The following is a 16,954-nucleotide window of genomic DNA, read 5'->3' as shown; positions in this document are numbered from 1 at the left end:
GCAGTTTAGTTCAATAAGGACTGTAAAATTAAAGTTACTTTTGCTACTCTTAAAAGAAGATTTAAGTAGTTATTCTGGGGATGATTATGTGCCGAAGATTTCCAAGTTAAGTATCGAAAAACAAATACGTGAGGGTTATCCTGGTAAAATAGTTTTTGCTAATTTTTTAATTGATGGAATACCATTAAATAATTTTAAGGAAATTAAAGATATGGATTATGTTTCTTGCTTAGGATGGGGTCCAAAAGAATTTCAACAAAAACAAATTGATAGATTATTATTAAAAGCAAAATCGGACTTTGAGAACAATAGAAATTCAATATATATTTGTCCATGTTCTGACTTAGGCTGCGGTGCTTTTTCATTAAAAATTAAACGGAGTTCAAAAGATGACAATACAATTATTTGGTATAAATTAGGATATGAAAATAATCTTGATGATTGGAGTAGTAAATTAGTAAATTATTACGGGATTGGACCTTTTTATTTTGATTGGGAGCAGTATAAAGAAACTATTGAAAGTTCATTACTTTTTGGGGAGCCTGATTATTGGCATTCTGATACATGGAAATAACTTTTTCCACTATTCAACTAACGCATGCGATACTTCAATAGAGGATCGCTTTTTCTTATTCAACATAATGGCAGTATAGTTGAATAAGGAATGATATACTAATGTAAAAAAGAGGGAATCATAGAGGAGTCACCATGACTATTTTATTGGAGCTATTATGTATCCCATTGTGTATGCAGCTCCTTTCCCTAGATGTACACATTGAAAAATTATAGTGCCTATATTCTAAATCATTATTAAGAATATCTTTATAGTATTTATTGGTTAACATAAAAATTAAGTTTACTTTACATATGGTCAATAATTAAGATGTATAATTATTGGTTAATTTTACTAATTATATAACAAATTTTTTTAATCTAGAAGGATCCATGATAGATAGGAAACCGAAAAATATAGCTAGCAGACATGACTTCAAATTCATCTATTTAAGTTCAAGAACGTAGTTTTTCTTGAACTTTTTCGCATTTATTAGACGTTGAAAATCAAATCTGGCTTAAGGATAGAGGAATGAAGGGTACATAGTTTTTAGGACTTTGGTATTTCTTATTTGATTTACTTCCTGCAGGAAAGCATTTAAGGTAAAAAGTTTTTATCATTACGGATTACTTAACACAAATGGTTTCATTAATAATTGATAATTTAAAATTAATTTTTAATTTACATAGTGCTTATATAATTGTCCATGAGATATTTTTTCACCATCCCACTGAAAAAATAAATCAAAATACTAAAGTGTGGCTGACTTCACTAGGAGAAGAAGTCGTAAGGAAAGTTTAGGTTCATTTTGAAAAAGGAGGAACAATATTTTATTGATTTTTAACTATTTTTCACAGTTTATTAATTGTTGTAATAAGCTTTACTACATTTAATTCACCTAATATTCGGAAAAACGTTCAGTAAGTTGATATGTTAAATTGGGTGAAAACCTTGTAGCAAGAGTTGTCCATCTTAGCAAGACGACAAACGGCCATTTATTGAGTATTACAAAGAATAACAGGAGGTTTAATTATGCTATTTCTTAAAAGGTTAAAAAAGCCATTTCTATCACTCATGCTGATGAATGTAGCCCTAATGGGTGTAGTAGGTAGTACTTCGGCAGAAAGCTCTGCAGCAGGGGCAGAAAACACTACGGAAGAACCTATTTTCAGCTTCATGTCAATGTCGGACACGCATAATGATACGGGACATACAGTTAAAGCTGTAAAGGATGCTGTTAATAATAATGCAAGTGCAATAGTTTTAAACGGGGATATTACCAATCTCGGGGATAGCGGTGAATATGACGCCATAAAAAATGCTATCGATTCTGTAAAAGATCATCCGCCGGTGTATTATACAATGGGGAATCATGAATATGATTGGCAGTCGGATTTTAATGTAGCGAAGAACAGATTTATACAAAAAGCAGGAATACCAGAAAATAAGGTGTATTACCACCGGGAAATACAAGGCTATGACTTCATATTTTTAGGGTTTGATAGTAAACCGGCAAATACCGCGTATATGTCCGACGAAGAGTTAGACTGGTTGGAAAGTACGCTTGCTGCAAATGCTGTTTCGGACAAGCCGATTTTTGTGTTCACGCATAATCCTATTTACCAAACCGTATCCAAGTCATATTCGGATAATTATGGTCCAAATACGGTACAGGAAATGAAATTCAGAAATATCCTTGAAAAATATCCACAGGCTATTTTAACAACAGGACATCTTCACGACGATACTAGGATACAAGGCAACTTGTACACCGGGAAATTCTCTGCATTAAGAGACGGTGCCGTTTTAAATAGTCAAGAGATGATTTTTGATGTATATAAAGACAAGGTGCATTTAAAGGGAAGGGATGTAAATACACAAAAAACTGTATGGGAAGGTACTATAAGTCTGCACCCGAATACAACCAGCTTGTATGAAGCCGAGGATAGTTCATTCGCATATGCAACTGCTGGCGACGACCTGTACGACAGCAAGTATGTGAATATGAACAATGGAAGCGCATATATCGAGTCGCTCAAGGTTGACGGAGGAGCTTCTGGCGGCAATAAAATATTGAAAATAAGGTATGCTACCAATGCTACTAATGTTGCCAAAGGATTATATGTAAATGGAGCTAAAGTACAGACGCTCAGCTTTCCGACTACCGGAAGCATGACCTCGTATAACGACTTGGCGGTACATGTTGAGCTGAATCCGGGTCCAAATAACAAGATCGTCATAAAAAGCGATGGCAACGCAGCGGGCGTGAACATAGATAAATTACAAATTATGGATAGTGCCGATCCCAGATGGATGTGGAGATTTAACGACAATGGTAAAGACAGTAACAAGTATGGGTTTAATGCAACTTTGAATGGAAGTGCAGCTTATGATAAGACGGATAAAATGGAAGGTTCAGCCTCGCTCAGCCTGAACGGTGCTGACGGTAATTATGCAAGTGCAGATCTTGTATCCAAAAAAACAGACAATGTTACGCTAACAACATGGGTGAAGTGGAATGGTGCAACTTCGGGATCGCAGCAGATCTTTTCCAATGGCGATGGCCTTAGCAACGGTTATTCTATCATGCTGGATCATGACAACGGCGATAAGGTATCAATCGTGATCAACGGTCAGACGATCCTGGGATCGGAGACTGCTTTGACTGCAGGACAATGGACCAATATTACTGCGGCAAGAAGAAGCGGCACCTGGGAGCTTTATATCAATGGCAACAGCGTACCAGTAACCAATAATACAACAGCTCCTTCTACGCCAACAACGGGAACGTATATCGGTGCAGACAGTAGAGGCCAACAAAGCTTCAATGGAGGTATTGATGCAGTAAGGGTTTACAATCAAGCATTGTCTACAGATCAGATCATGGCAATTGCCAACGAGACTTCTAACGTTAAGTTGCAAAGCATTGAAATAACTAAACTACCAAAAAAGTTAAATTACCTACGAGGAGATTTGCTTAATATATACGGGCTAGTTGTGACAGGTACTTACAGTGATGAAACAACAAAAGTGGAGAACGTAACGGTTGATAATATTACCGGCTTTGATAATGCCAATCTTAAAGAAGGATTGCAACTGACTGTGACTCTAGGTGGAAAGACAGCCAGCTTTAATGTAAATATTTTAGATGAATTGCCTGGTTCAGCATTAGTGCCAGGAAGGATAAAAGCTGGAAACTACAATTCGAAACAGGGTGCTGTACTTAGAGATGAACCGTGGATTGATGGCAATGGCGTACCCTTATCGCGAGTTAATTTTATGGAAAAAGGCGACTCGATGGAATATAGCGTAGATGTGGCAAAATCGGGATTCTATCAATTAAATTACATGGTGGCATCAAAACCGGGGTATACGGGAGAGGTTGAATTCCAGGTAGATGGAGTACCTCAAACGAGAACCTCATTCTCAACCTCGAATTGGAACTATGTCATTACTAAACCCGAAACGGTCGCACTGAGTGAAGGTTCACATAAAATAAGGCTGAATGTAATTGGACCTTATTTCATTATTCAACATTTTGAATTGACAGAGATTCAAGAAAAAATCTTGAATAGTGTCGCAGCACCTGCACCGGCAAAAGTGGCCATCGGAACGGCAAAGACGGCGGCGGCTCTTGGATTGCCAGAAAAAGTAGCCCTTGTAACCGATGGGGGAGATGTGGATGCCAGTGTGAATTGGGATGTAAATAGTGCAATCTATGATCCAACTGCCACGACGGCGCAGACCTTCACGGTAACAGGAGAAGTAACTCTGCCTATTGGAGTCAAAAACCCGAACAGCGTACCAATGACAACAAGCATTAGCGTATCTGCAAAGCCTGCCGAAATAGTAGCCCACTGGAAGTTCGATGAAGGCTCCGGTACAACCGTCAGCGATTCTTCAGGTAACGGCAACACCGGAACTCTGGTTAACAACCCGACTTGGACCTATTCAGACAAAGGCGGAGCCCTTGCTTTCAGCGGCGGCAAAAGGGCCGAGTTCAACTCTTCGGCAACTTTGAATAAAACAGGTGACGAGTCCGTGTCGTTTTGGTTCAAGACTTCTCAGCCTACAACCAGCACAACGAGCATTTTCCGTCAAAGTAATCGTTTCACGGCTCTTCAGTTGGCCGGGGGTCAAGCTCGCGTGGCCTATTGGCCCAATGCTTCTTCCAGTTATAAAGCGCTGTATTTTCCATGGACCTACAGCGATAACAAATGGCATCATTATGTGGCTTCCTACGATCATTCAACTGGGCTGAAGATTTATGTCGACGGTAACTTAGTGGCAAGCGATACAACGAATCTTGGACCGCTTCCGACTGTGACGAGTAAAATCGTGCTTGGAGCGACCGAAACCGGCGGAGAAGCTTACAATGGAATGCTGGACGACGTTCGCGTATTTGACCTCGCGTTGACTCAGGACGAAGTAAGACAATTGAGTGATCAATAACCGCCAACGACAACGGACAATGCGCCAAGCAGCTCGGTTAATCAAGATGTCGCTGTAACCTTTAGCGCGAGCGATAACGAATCGGGTGTAGCCAAATATCTACTACTCGGTAGACGATGACGCTAAGCAAATGGGGACTTCCGTCGTATTGTCAGAAGAAGGCGTGCATAAGCTTGTAAATTGGAGTGTAGATAAAGCAGGCAACGTGCAACGGGCACATACAGTATCCTTTAGCATCGACAAGACAGCTCCGTCGATCGTGGTGTCCGTACCAGGACACGCATTGTCGATAGCCTGCAGGACAAATTGGCAAACAACGATCTAAAGGGCTTTGTGAGTGAAGTGAAGGCTCAAAGCGGGAAGCACATATCAGGTGAAGTGGCAAAATATTTGCTGCGGATCGCTCAATATTTAGACGCTCAATAATGATTCAATTTGACCGTATTTAGTTAATTTTTGGTAGATTTTTCTGTGGTATGAAGTTCTTTATAGTGATGGCCATAACTCTACGGGGGAAGAGATTTATTCTATGGCCATCCTACTTATGCTTCCTCTCCTGAATTAGCCCGAACCAAGCGATAATTCGGGGACATTAGCCACATCCTCTAAGTCCATTAAATTTTCAGGACGATCATCGACTACATTAAAATATTCACAATAGGATTCGAATCATGATCCCAGCTGACAATTATGATTCGCTCAAGGGATTAGATTTAAACTTTGATGAAGGAGGTCTCGCTTTGAAACGACTTGCATTCCTGAACTTATTCATAATCACCTTAATATTATTTGCGAATCCCAGCACTTCATTAGCCGATTCCAAAGATATGGGTTACTCGAAGTTATACATTAAAGGGAAGACGATTGACTATGAACTTTTTCTTCCTCAAATATACATGCTGAAACAATTTGATACCAACAAGGATAAATATCTGGATAACGAGGAACTGTCCTCGCAGAAAGAAAGAATTGAATCGGTATTACAGAAAGATCTTCGTTTAAATATAGATTCGAAGCCATTAACCATGGAATTGCTTTCGATGAACGAGGCAGAGATGGGAACCACGATCGGCGAAGTGTTTAAACTTAGGTTAACCGCCGATGAAGCGATCGAACAATTTAATCTTCATTACAATCTGATGTTTGAAGATGCTCCTCTTCATACGAATGTACTCGTGGTCCATTCAGGAGAATATTTCTATGAGAATATTTTTGATATCAAGAATAAAGATGTTCAGATCACCATTGCTCAGCCTGAAATTGGATCCGTCCTATGGAAATACTTTGTACTTGGAATCGAACACATTTTGACTGGGTACGATCATTTGCTGTTTTTGTTATCCTTAGTATTAATCACATCTCGCTTCAAGGATGCGTTGAAAATTGTTACTGCTTTTACAGTCGCCCACAGCATTACACTGTTCTTGGTGGCGTCTGGCCGCATTCACGTCATCCCGTCTTGGGTCGAAGCCTTGATTGCCCTGACGATCTGTTATGTGGCAGTGGAAAATATGTTTGTTCAAAAGGCGAAATGGCGGTGGCTATTGACGGCTTTATTTGGCCTGATTCACGGTATGGGTTTCGCCGGGGCTTTGGCTGAAACGGGACTTCCAAAGAACAATCTGATTGGCACACTCCTTTCGTTTAATTTAGGCGTGGAAACGGGTCAGTTCATGTTACTGTGTCTATTACTGCCTCTCTTGTTTTGGCTGCGCAGGTTCCAGTGGTATCGTAAAATGATGATCTCAATGTCTTGCCTTATTTTTGTTTTAGCATTTTATTGGTTGATTCAACGTCTGCAATAAACCATAGCCCAAAACATGAAAAGATTGCCAACCATAAACCGGGAAGGATCGAGAAGTGAAATCTTTTTATTTTGTCTTCGTGGTTACCCTACAAATTGAGCGTTTTTAAAGCTCTTGTACAACTAACGCATGCTTTAGTTGAACAACTCGATCGGCTGAAAAGTCGATTTTTTTATGGAATTAAATGGCAGATTAGTTGTATAAGGTTTGTCTGATTTTATATGAAAAAATGTGAAATTCCCCCAAGTTACAAATACCCTACTAATAGGTATAATTTTCTAAAGGTTTCATTAAACCAAATAGAAGGAGGGGGTTAATTGACCCGTAAAAACTGGCTACTCATTTTTCTTTGTTGCTGCATTCTCTACACCACATTCCACGCAACCCCTTCTCTTGCCATTCGAACGAAGTTGTTGTTCACGTTTCATCCAAAGAGTGCGCTAACATCGAAGATTTCGCTACAAGCAAGAGAGAACAAAGGTTATCAACCGTACTTACATAACCACTATGCGAAGGCATATCATATTAGTAATCCGCCACCATCAATGCAAGTGAACGATTTTATCGTTTACCAAAAAGGATTCATCTTCTCGGCTAAGTACCTAGATTACGAAATGGCAAAAATCAAGAATTGGTAAGGGAAACAAAAAGAAGTGTCAATGTTGCCTCTTCTTAGTTATATCTTTATGCGAATGGAAAATAAAAAAGTTATGCAACTAACGCATGCTTAAGTTGAAGATCATGAGTCGCTAAATGTGGCTCTTTTTTTATTAAACAAAATGACAGATTAGTTAAATAAGGAAAATTGAATTGTTAATAAAGAGTAGAGGGATCTTTATTAGTCTATGTCTATTTTCATTTACTTTTTTTACTTAGATTACCAGAGGGAAAAACTAGCCAGAATTTATTAGATAAATTCTTTAAAAAAAGCAAAGTTAATTAGAGAATTAAAAATCTCTTATTCAACTAAAGCATGCATTAGTTGAATATCAAGAGTTACTTCGGTGACTCGCTAGGGAGCGACATTCTGAGATGCATCGTGATTGTTGGAGTCAGACTAAATGATGGGCTCTAATGGCACCTTGTTGAAGCGACCTTCCTCACCCAGCCATAGAAGCAGTATTGACGGTTTTAATTCTTTTTCATTCACTGTGGTGTAGCGCTTGCGCTGCATGGGAGACTAAATGGCAGATTAGTTTAAGTGAAACTCTTCACAAATCGGGTCGTATTTTTATATTTATAAAACCTAAATTCATTCGCGTTTTTCTACTATCGGACAGATTTTTAACGAGGGGAGTAATTAATCTTACCATTTATTAGAAGTAATTAACACTTCTCCTAAATAGTTGCATAATTTCAGGAGTCGATGATAATCGGTTCCTTTTTAAGTATTTGACAGAATAGTTTAAAAATAAATAATAAAAATGACTTTGAAATTTAAATGAATTTTAGATATCACTTAATATAAATGGTGAAATTTGGTTAAAACCATCATGTATTCAATTCTGATATATACTCGTGAGTATTTAGTTGAAAAAACATATTCTGTACAACAAGTATTTTGTTTTTTTGGATAGGGGGTCATATTAAAGCATTTAAGTGACAACAATTAAAATTATAGTTTTTTATATTAAGTTTTAAAATAATATCCAAGGAGAAGTGAATTGTAGTTAAAGTAACACACTTTTTGCATTTCTACAGCAGGGAATTTTTAAAAAATACTGAAATATCTTGACAATTTTTAAGTGAATTGATATTGTTATAAAAAAAAAAATATATTTCTTATCCAGAGAGGTGGAGGGACTGGCCCTATGATACCTCAGCAACAGGTCTATTAAGATACTGTGCTAATTCCAGCGGGTGAAACTCCTGATAGATAAGACCATTCATTTTATTTGTCAGTAGCGCACTCTTTTTTAGAGTGCGTTTTTGTTTTCTCTGGATAGTAACTAAAGGAGAGTAGAAATGGAAAACGAAAATAGGCAAGAATTTCAAAGGAAAATGCAAGCACGTCATTTAGTCATGCTATCACTTGGTGGGGTGATTGGGACTGGCTTATTCTTAAGTTCGGGTTACACGATTCAACAAGCTGGTCCGTTTGGTACAATTCTATCCTATCTGATAGGTGCGCTAGTGGTGTATCTAGTCATGTTATGTTTAGGGGAGCTTTCCGTACATATGCCTGAAACGGGTGCATTTCATAGCTATGCAGCTAAATACATTGGACCGGGTACAGGATTTACAGTAGCCTGGTTATATTGGTTAACTTGGACTGTTGCTTTAGGTTCCGAATTTACAGCCGCTGGATTGCTTATGGAGCGTTGGTTTCCATCGGTTAATGTTTGGGTATGGAGTGCTCTTTTTGCCATTTTGATCTTTGCATTAAACGTCGTTACAGTTAAGTTTTTCGCTGAATCTGAATTTTGGTTTTCATCGATAAAGGTTATAGCGATTGGGTTATTTATTATTATAGGAGTAGCGGCAATGCTTGGGTTTCTTCCGATGACTCATTCAAAAACAGCGCCATTCTTTTCTAATTTAACAAGTGCAGGTTTATTTCCAAATGGTGCTACTGCTATTATAATGACCATGCTTGCGGTTAATTTTGCTTTTTCAGGAACAGAATTAATAGGCATTGCAGCTGGTGAAACAGCGAACCCGGAAAAAACGATACCGAAGGCAATTCGAACTACCCTGTGGAGATTGATTATCTTTTTTATAGGAACAATTATTGTTTTATCTGCTTTATTGCCTATGTCGGATGCAGGGATATTAAAAAGCCCCTTTGTTGCAGTACTAGAACGAATTGGGGTGCCATATTCAGCCGACATAATGAATTTTGTTATCCTAACAGCCATTCTTTCTGCGGCAAACTCAGGTCTTTATGCCTCTTCTAGAATGCTTTGGTCACTTGCAAATAAGAATACAATATCACCGATTTTTGGAAAAATGACAAAGAAGGGTGTTCCAATCAACGCTATTATTTTTTCAATGGTGGGTGGAGGTTTGGCGTTGCTCTCAAGTATTATAGCTCCAGATACTGTCTATATCGCACTAGTTTCAATTTCTGGTTTAGCAGTGGTTGTGGTTTGGATGAGTATTAGTGTTTCCCAGTTCCTATTTCGCAGACAATTTTTAAAAGAAGGAAATTCTGAAAAGGATTTGGTCTATCGTACACCATTATATCCATTGGTACCAATTTCTTCTTTTATCCTTTGCTTGGCTTCGTGTATTGGAATTGCATTTGATCCAACACAGAGAATTGCCTTATATTGCGGCATACCGTTTATTTTGCTTTGCTATGGAAGTTATTATCTATCAAAAAATCTAAAGAAGAGGGGCGTAAATTATGTCGAACAAACTCAATCCAATTGAAGCTATTTTATCCGAATATTCCATGATGATTCTTGACGGAGCATTAGCTACAGAATTGGAGGCGCATGGATGTAATTTGGACGATCCCCTTTGGTCGGCACGCGTGTTATTAGAAAATCCTGAACTAATTTATCAAGTTCATTCGGACTATTTTCGAGCTGGAGCGGACTGTGCCATAACAGCAAGCTATCAAGCTACTATTAATGGTTTTTCTGCACGTGGAATACAAGAACAGGAAGCTTTGGAGTTAATTAAGAAAACCGTGTTACTTGCAAGAAGAGCAAGGGATGATTTTTGGAATGAAAACGAGCAAACGAATAGGCCTAAACCATTGGTTGCTGCGTCAGTTGGACCGTACGGGGCTTACCTTGCAGATGGCTCAGAGTACGTAGGTAACTACGGTGTGACAGATAAAACATTAGAAGACTTTCACCGTTCAAGAATGTCAGTATTGATTGAAGCTGGTGCAGATCTATTAGCATTCGAAACAATCCCTTCCTTGCAAGAAGCAAGAGTATTAGATACATTATTGCGTGAGTTTCCAGAAACATATGCGTGGCTATCCTTTTCTATAAAAAATGAAAAAGAGATCAGTGAAGGTACGAAGCTTGCGGAGTGTGCGCGAGTTTTTGAGAAAAGTGAGCAAATTGTGGCGATAGGCATCAATTGTGCACCAGTAACTGTTGTAACTGGTGCCATCCAGGAATTGAGAGAAAATACCAAAAAGCCAATTCTTGTTTATCCAAACTCTGGTGAAACTTATAACCCGGAAACAAAAACATGGCATGGTCATGAACAATGTAACGCGTTGGGTATACAATCTGAAGAATGGTACCAAGTAGGTGCACGTTTAATAGGTGGATGCTGCAGAACGACACCTCATCAAATTAAGGAGATATCGAAAAAATGGCGCCTTTCCGAGGTTTTCTAATCGAATAAAACAGAGCAATAATGGAGGATAATCTAATTTTGTATGTTATTTCATGCATTTTGAGGAGATATTATTTGTTCAGGAATCTACAGTTACATCTAGCAGAATAAAATGTCTGTTAAGAGACAAAAAACCTTAGGAATCCATTGAACTTGTAGCACCTTAAGTATGAAAGGAACCAGGGGAAATAGGAAATGTCCGTTTAATAGATACGGTTAATAATTGAATATATCAGTTCTTGCTATATTTTTAGTTGGATTTCAGTATGGAAAAACAACTAACGCAAAGCATTAGTTCAATAAGGTGGACTGCTTCGGCGGTCTTATTTTATTACTATAAAAATAGAATATAATATACTATTTTGACCAAGGTGAAAAATGAAAACCTATTAATTTATATGGATAGAAGTTGTATTTTTGATAACTGAGGTCTTTCTTTTTCTTACGATTAGTCAATAGGTAATCTTATATTTATTTAACTCAAATCTTATCTTTATTATATATTTTGAATTTACTTGACGTTTACGAAGAAACAATAAAACACCCCCTCGGTAACTCTATTTTAGAGTAATCGAGGGGGTATTGATTATTTTACTAGTTGTCCATCGTAAACTTTAACATCTAATGGAGCTGTTAAAAATTGATTCGCTTTACTAACAAAAGAAGTAAAGTGTTCACTTGTATTATGGCTAGCCACTGCTTCTGCATTTTGCCAAACTTCTACCATTGTATACACACTTTCTTTCTCAGTATTTTTATATAAATCATATGATACGTTTCCGTTTTCTTCTCTTGAAGCATCAATTAAAGGTTGAATTTCTTCTACAAATGCTTGTTGTTTAGCTGGATTTACTTGAAATGCTGCGTGAATGATTATCATAGTGCTTCCCCTTTCATTATTCTATGTGTCTTGATAAAATTACTTCCACTTAGCAATTTTATCAATTGGCAGACGAACCGATTTGTATGCACTATCAGCTGCTTTTCCAATTGAAATTAGCATAACTGGTACGTAACGATCTTTATCTAATCCAAATGCTTCAGCAATTTGGTCTTTCTCAAAACCGCCAATTGGACATGTATCGTATCCATGAGTACGAGCTGCTAGCATAAGTTGCATTGATGCAAGACCACTATCAATTAAAACTGTATCTTTCATCACCTCTGATGAAACCGTAGAGAAATATGCTGATAACTTCTTCATTTGATCTTCTTTCACTTCAGCTGGCATAAACCCGCGTTCAACAGCTGTTCCATAAATCTCTTCTGCATTATCAAAGTTTTGTAAATCACCAAATACAGCGATCATTGCGGATGATGTTTCTACTTGAAGTTGATTAAATTTCGCAAGAGGTGCAAGTGTTGCTTTTCCTTCTGCACTATCAATTACAAGAAAGCGCCATGGCTGCATATTAACTGAAGAAGGTGCAAGTGTTGCTTCAGTTAGAATTTCTGTCATTTCTTCTTTACTAATTTTCACTGATGGATCATATTTACGAATCGAACGACGTCCTGTCATAATTTCTGTAAAATCATTTATTTTTGTTATGTTACTCATAGATGTACTCTCCTTTTTATCTCATATTTAGACTTTTTGTATATTTTCTTGAATACGATTTAACATATTTAAAAGATTATCACGCTCTTCTTCACTTAAACCTTTTAGCGCTGAAGCTACAAAACGCTCTTTCTCTACTTGAAAGTCATGAATTTTATTTCGTCCTTCTTTCGTAAGAGAAACTAAAGTAACCCTGTTATCATTTGGATTTTTACGTCTTGCAATCATTCCATTTACTTCAAGTTGCTTTAAGTGCCGCGTAATTGCCGCATTATCAATATTCACTTCTTTTTGAAGCGCTTTTTGACTAATTTCATCTACTTCATATAACTGAAGTATAAGCTCAAGCCTAGATTGACTTATACCTGTACAACCTTCAAACTTTGAACTCACTTCTTTATTAAGAAAGTGTAATTTATATAAAATAATCGCTTCCTTTGCACATGAATTTGTCAATTTATCCCTCCTTTGCAAAGGCATTACGCAGTTAGTTGATGTATCAATAATTGATATGTCAAATAATATACCTGATTAAAATTTAAAATGCAATCATTTTGTTTTGTTTATTTATTTTTTGTCGAAAAAAAAAAATTAAACCTAAATAACCGAATATAATGTCACACATTTTATTCCAAAAAAAGAGAGGATAGATGAGGAGGACTAAAGTACCTGCATGCATCTATCTATTTGGGAGGACCATGGAACTCACTGAAGCTGGCAAAATTCTATATAAAAAAGCCCAGAATATTTTAAATTTATTTGAGGAGTCGATATTAGAAGTAAAAGAAGCTGGTGAAGGAATAATCAGAGGTTCTCTATCCATTGGTACAGTTGCCTCATGTGTTTCTTATCTGCCTAAAAGAATTCAATATTTCCATGAAGATTATCCAATGATTTCATTTAAACTGCGGTGAGGAGATCCAGGTGAAGTGAATAAACAGTTACAAAAACGCAATATCGAACTTGCCATTGTTCGTCTTCCTTTAGAAATGGAAGGTCTTTCTATGATTCCTTTGGGAACGGAATCATTTGTTTTTGTGGTACCGAAAAATTGGGGAAATTACCATTCAAAAGAAGCTATTCAAATGAAAAGATTGAAGACGTACCTTTATTGCTAGTCCACAGAACGAAGGGAGAGGGGCTGTATGAAAGAATTATAGAAGAATGTGAACGATTCGAATTCCAGCCAAATATTTTGTGCGAATGCCCAGATATTAATATACTTCTTTCCCTAGTTGAAACTGGAATTGGAGCAAGTATCCTTCCTAAATCTTCAGTATCTGAATTTCGTAATATCGGAATTAGGGTATTGGACATCCTAGATTCTTCTCTTCAATCAGAGATAGCATTAGTAAACAACGATATCTTTCCAAAGCGGCACGTAGATTTATCGAACTATTTTAGCTAACCCCCTCAAGCAAGTTTAAATTTTCACTAGTAGATAGTAAACGTCAAGTAACTCCAAAATATACAAAAAAGTTTGATTTTAGAGTTACTTGACGTTTACTCCACGAGGCAATGGTTGAAGCTAATACCTTTCGAGAAGACCCAATAAAAAAGCTGCATTATACAGCTCATTTTTCTTCTACTACTTTTAATTAAATTTCTATAAACACTTATAACACTTCTTATTCAACAAAGCGCAAACATGGAAAATAGGAGCCTCATTGGCTCCCATGTGTTATGAAATAACTATTGATCCAAAGTTTAGGCTGGATATCCTCCAGTTGGTGGTGGCCAAGCGCTAAATAATCTGCGTATTAGTACTATTTCACCTAAATGATAGGAGTTGTGAGATGCAATATTGCGTAGTACACCACCTAGTGATTCGCCTGGCCATTTCTCCAATGATTTGTCCAATTGAACAGTTTGGGCAATCGTACATGCCTGTTCTATCCCTTGAAGAAAATGTTGAATAACATGTTTCCACTCTTCCTCATTATTTGGCCCCTCTTCAACAGGCCAGCTTTCTTTTACATCGGAAGGTAATTCTGGCTTCTCTCCTTGTGCGAATAATAAGAGAAATTCTTGCCAGTATGTCATGTGTTTGACTAATTGATAAATAGTATAAGGTAGCTCTTCTAATCTTTTCCCCGCAAGATCCATGTTTATATCCAACAAAGCATTCTTGATAGGAAGATGACCTCGTTCTCCTCTTAATGATTTTATTAATGTATCACTAAACGCTTTATTTGATTGCTCCATAAAACCGACTCCCAACATTTTTATTCTAATGAATTTATTGTTCTTTTTACTTTCTTTTATCGAAAAAATCACTGTTCATATTAGACAAATCGAATTTTCCATCTAAATCATTTGATGATAAAGCACCCAATCTTTAGCTGATTACAGTACATCTTGATTTATTTTAATTATACTGATTAGAGTAAACTCTAAGTCAATAGATAAATGAATGATTAAAAGCTTTTACCTCTTCTTCAACTATTCTACCAAATAGTGCATAAAATAATCGGCTAAACAGTCGATTAAGTTGTTCAACTAACTCATGCGTTCGTATTATAAGGTCCCAAAATATCCTTCTGGTGTAATCCTTAGGTGTGATCAATGTAAATCAATTTTTGCTTTAAATAATGATGGACTGGAAATGGTACTATTAGAGATTTAGAACTGAACTTGAAAATTATTGAACTAACGCAGTACGTTAAGCCAACCATGAATCATCGGATTCACAACAGTGAATGGAAGTTTTTATTTTACTCCCATGGTAGTTGAATAAAATTAATTGCTATGTTAACTTTTTTATTGATGTAAACTAGAAAAATGTATGGACTCTCATTGGTTATTTTTTACAGGAATTTAATCAAAGTGGATGTATCCTAAACAACTCAATGGAATTTTTAAAAAATGACCTTCGAAAAAACTAGTCATATCAAAGGGTGTATCCTGTATAAGTAAACCAATACAATCGACATAGTACGCTAATGTCCGCGTATAAAAATATAAATGACGAGAAATTTCGATATTATATTTTAAAGCAAAAGTCAGATGTGTTCCATTCTATGAAGAGCTTTTTCAAGCAGGAACATGAAAAGGCAGCGAAATAGAGAGCGGTTATGGAGAATTAAATGGCATGCGAAATTAGTAGAAAGTGAAAAACCAGAAAACCCGTTAGAAGGCTTTTCTGGTTTTTTGTCGTAAATTTTTAGGTTTAAAATCAATAGTGAAGACCTTATTCAACATAATGGCAGTTTTAGTTGAATAACGGATAGTGCTAACCTTGAGAATGAATATTTTTAATGATTTATGGGGTCTAACTATCTACAACAGTTAGTTTAAATGGTTCTGTAAGTGGAGCAATTTTAAATCGCATTTTTCAAATGGCTGAACAAAGTTTAGGCGAATATTCTTAGTAAGTAAATGAGGACCTATTTCTGTTTTGTAAAACATATATCGATAAAAACATTTTTACTTAAAATGCGGTACAACAACAAAACGATTCCAAAAGAAATTAAATAACCTTAGCCCTTTAGAATACAGGGCTAAGGCTGCTCAATATACACATTTTTATTTATATCTATTTAATCAGGGTAAGTTCATTTAACAGATCATTCTTTATATCATTAACATAGTCTTTTAATAAGTCAAAATATAGTTTTTATATTAATGTCTTGCATCAATAACAGTACAACGCATTGCACCTTTTCTTATTGCGCGTTCTGCTTCTTCTAATGAAATTCGTACAAAAACAGCTCGATCAAAATCATTTTCCACATCAAAAAGAGCAAAAGCCTGACGGTTTGTTATAAAGATACACTTGAATTCTGCTGTTACGCCATCTTCATTTCTAGGAGCAGTGTTTCTTATTTCACAAAAATCAAGTCCGGCATTTTTAAGTCTTTTTGCTGTTTCCATATTAATACGAATGATAACAAATACCTCTAAATCTATACCAGGAACTTCTGATTCTATTTCAACAACTGCAAAAAAACGGTTCCCTATCCTTAGAAGACAATTGGCACCTATTTCGAAAATTTCTTCTTCATTCATATATCCACGACCTTTTTTGATTTTTTATCTACAAATACTCTTCTCTTCATTGCTAAAAACTTATAGAAATTATTCAATGAAATTCTCTAGTTCTTATATCTGATGAGAGGAGTAACTAGGTAACTAGTCTCATTTCATCATATTCATTAGTGGATAGTTTGTTACCGATAGACAAACTGTGACAATACCCAATTTTATTGAAGTAATGATAAGCCCATTACTTCAATAAAAAGAATTATTGCACTAACTGGCAGTTTAGTTGCATAAGGATTG

The 16,954-nt window shown here is 36.5% G+C and carries 13 protein-coding genes, 1 pseudogene and 1 riboswitch; of the genes and pseudogenes, 9 read left to right on the top strand and 5 right to left on the bottom strand.

What is annotated here, in order from left to right:
* The 6 genes from CN514_RS00705 to mmuM form a co-directional block, all read left to right on the top strand.
* Positions 1-574 (top strand): hypothetical protein (locus tag CN514_RS00705; protein WP_217993908.1); only part of this gene is annotated, 574 nt, incomplete at its 5' end.
* A 1,011-nt stretch (positions 575-1,585) separates the two neighbouring features.
* Positions 1,586-5,005 carry a LamG-like jellyroll fold domain-containing protein gene (locus tag CN514_RS00700; protein WP_098230932.1) on the top strand — a complete coding sequence of 1,140 codons (3,420 nt, stop codon included), beginning with the start codon at positions 1,586-1,588 and terminating at the stop codon, positions 5,003-5,005.
* 97 nt (positions 5,006-5,102) lie between these two features.
* Positions 5,103-5,330 carry an OmpL47-type beta-barrel domain-containing protein gene (locus CN514_RS26975; RefSeq protein WP_435817631.1) on the top strand — a complete coding sequence of 76 codons (228 nt, stop codon included), beginning with the start codon at positions 5,103-5,105 and terminating at the stop codon, positions 5,328-5,330.
* 346 nt (positions 5,331-5,676) lie between these two features.
* A complete protein-coding gene (locus CN514_RS00695; protein ID WP_286141499.1) occupies positions 5,677-6,810 on the top strand; it encodes a HupE/UreJ family protein in 1,134 nt (377 codons plus the stop codon).
* Between the two features lie 1,779 nt (positions 6,811-8,589).
* Positions 8,590-8,693, top strand: a riboswitch (SAM riboswitch).
* Between the two features lie 82 nt (positions 8,694-8,775).
* Entirely contained in the window at positions 8,776-10,185 is a 1,410-nt protein-coding gene (gene mmuP / locus CN514_RS00685; protein WP_098230930.1) for an S-methylmethionine permease, read from the top strand.
* Complete coding sequence (gene mmuM / locus CN514_RS00680) at positions 10,160-11,116, top strand: homocysteine S-methyltransferase (RefSeq protein WP_098230929.1); 957 nt, start codon at positions 10,160-10,162, stop codon at positions 11,114-11,116. The genes mmuP and mmuM overlap by 26 nt, the downstream gene beginning before the upstream one ends.
* Before the next feature lie 585 nt (positions 11,117-11,701).
* On the opposite strand, the gene CN514_RS00675 is transcribed toward mmuM, so the two are convergent.
* Genes CN514_RS00675 through CN514_RS00665 form a run of 3 tightly spaced genes read right to left on the bottom strand, consistent with a single transcriptional unit; the run spans position 11,702 to position 13,129 of the window.
* Positions 11,702-11,995: a putative quinol monooxygenase gene (locus tag CN514_RS00675; RefSeq protein ID WP_098230928.1), complete on the bottom strand. Its 294-nt coding sequence runs from the start codon at positions 11,993-11,995 to the stop codon at positions 11,702-11,704.
* 39 nt (positions 11,996-12,034) lie between these two features.
* Positions 12,035-12,673: a nitroreductase family protein gene (locus CN514_RS00670; protein WP_098230927.1), complete on the bottom strand. Its 639-nt coding sequence runs from the start codon at positions 12,671-12,673 to the stop codon at positions 12,035-12,037.
* A gap of 27 nt (positions 12,674-12,700) precedes the next feature.
* Positions 12,701-13,129, bottom strand: a complete 429-nt coding sequence (locus CN514_RS00665; protein WP_098230926.1) for a MarR family winged helix-turn-helix transcriptional regulator — start codon at positions 13,127-13,129, stop codon at positions 12,701-12,703.
* Positions 13,130-13,371: 242 nt separating this feature from the next.
* Between CN514_RS00665 and CN514_RS26295 the strand changes: the two genes are divergently transcribed.
* Positions 13,372-13,587: a LysR family transcriptional regulator gene (locus CN514_RS26295; protein WP_286141498.1), complete on the top strand. Its 216-nt coding sequence runs from the start codon at positions 13,372-13,374 to the stop codon at positions 13,585-13,587.
* Between the two features lie 137 nt (positions 13,588-13,724).
* Positions 13,725-14,081 (top strand): LysR family transcriptional regulator substrate-binding protein, encoded by a 357-nt coding sequence (locus CN514_RS00655; RefSeq protein ID WP_286141496.1) that lies wholly within the window; start codon positions 13,725-13,727, stop codon positions 14,079-14,081.
* Between the two features lie 299 nt (positions 14,082-14,380).
* On the opposite strand, the gene CN514_RS00650 is transcribed toward CN514_RS00655, so the two are convergent.
* Entirely contained in the window at positions 14,381-14,878 is a 498-nt protein-coding gene (locus CN514_RS00650; protein WP_098230922.1) for a DinB family protein, read from the bottom strand.
* Positions 14,879-15,585: 707 nt separating this feature from the next.
* Here CN514_RS00650 and CN514_RS00645 point away from each other — a divergent pair.
* Positions 15,586-15,738: pseudogene (locus tag CN514_RS00645) on the top strand (sporulation protein YhbH); the annotation flags it as partial.
* Between the two features lie 556 nt (positions 15,739-16,294).
* Here the strand turns inward: CN514_RS00645 and CN514_RS00640 are convergent.
* On the bottom strand, positions 16,295-16,681 hold the full coding sequence (locus CN514_RS00640) for a hypothetical protein (RefSeq protein WP_098230921.1): 387 nt from the start codon (positions 16,679-16,681) through the stop codon (positions 16,295-16,297).
* Between the last annotated feature and the right edge of the window lie 273 nt (positions 16,682-16,954).

Source organism: Bacillus sp. AFS001701 (genome assembly GCF_002559405.1).
GTDB lineage: Bacteria > Bacillota > Bacilli > Bacillales > Bacillaceae_G > Gottfriedia.
Note: the sequence above shows the minus strand (reverse complement) of the source record. Positions and strands in the feature narration are given on the sequence as shown.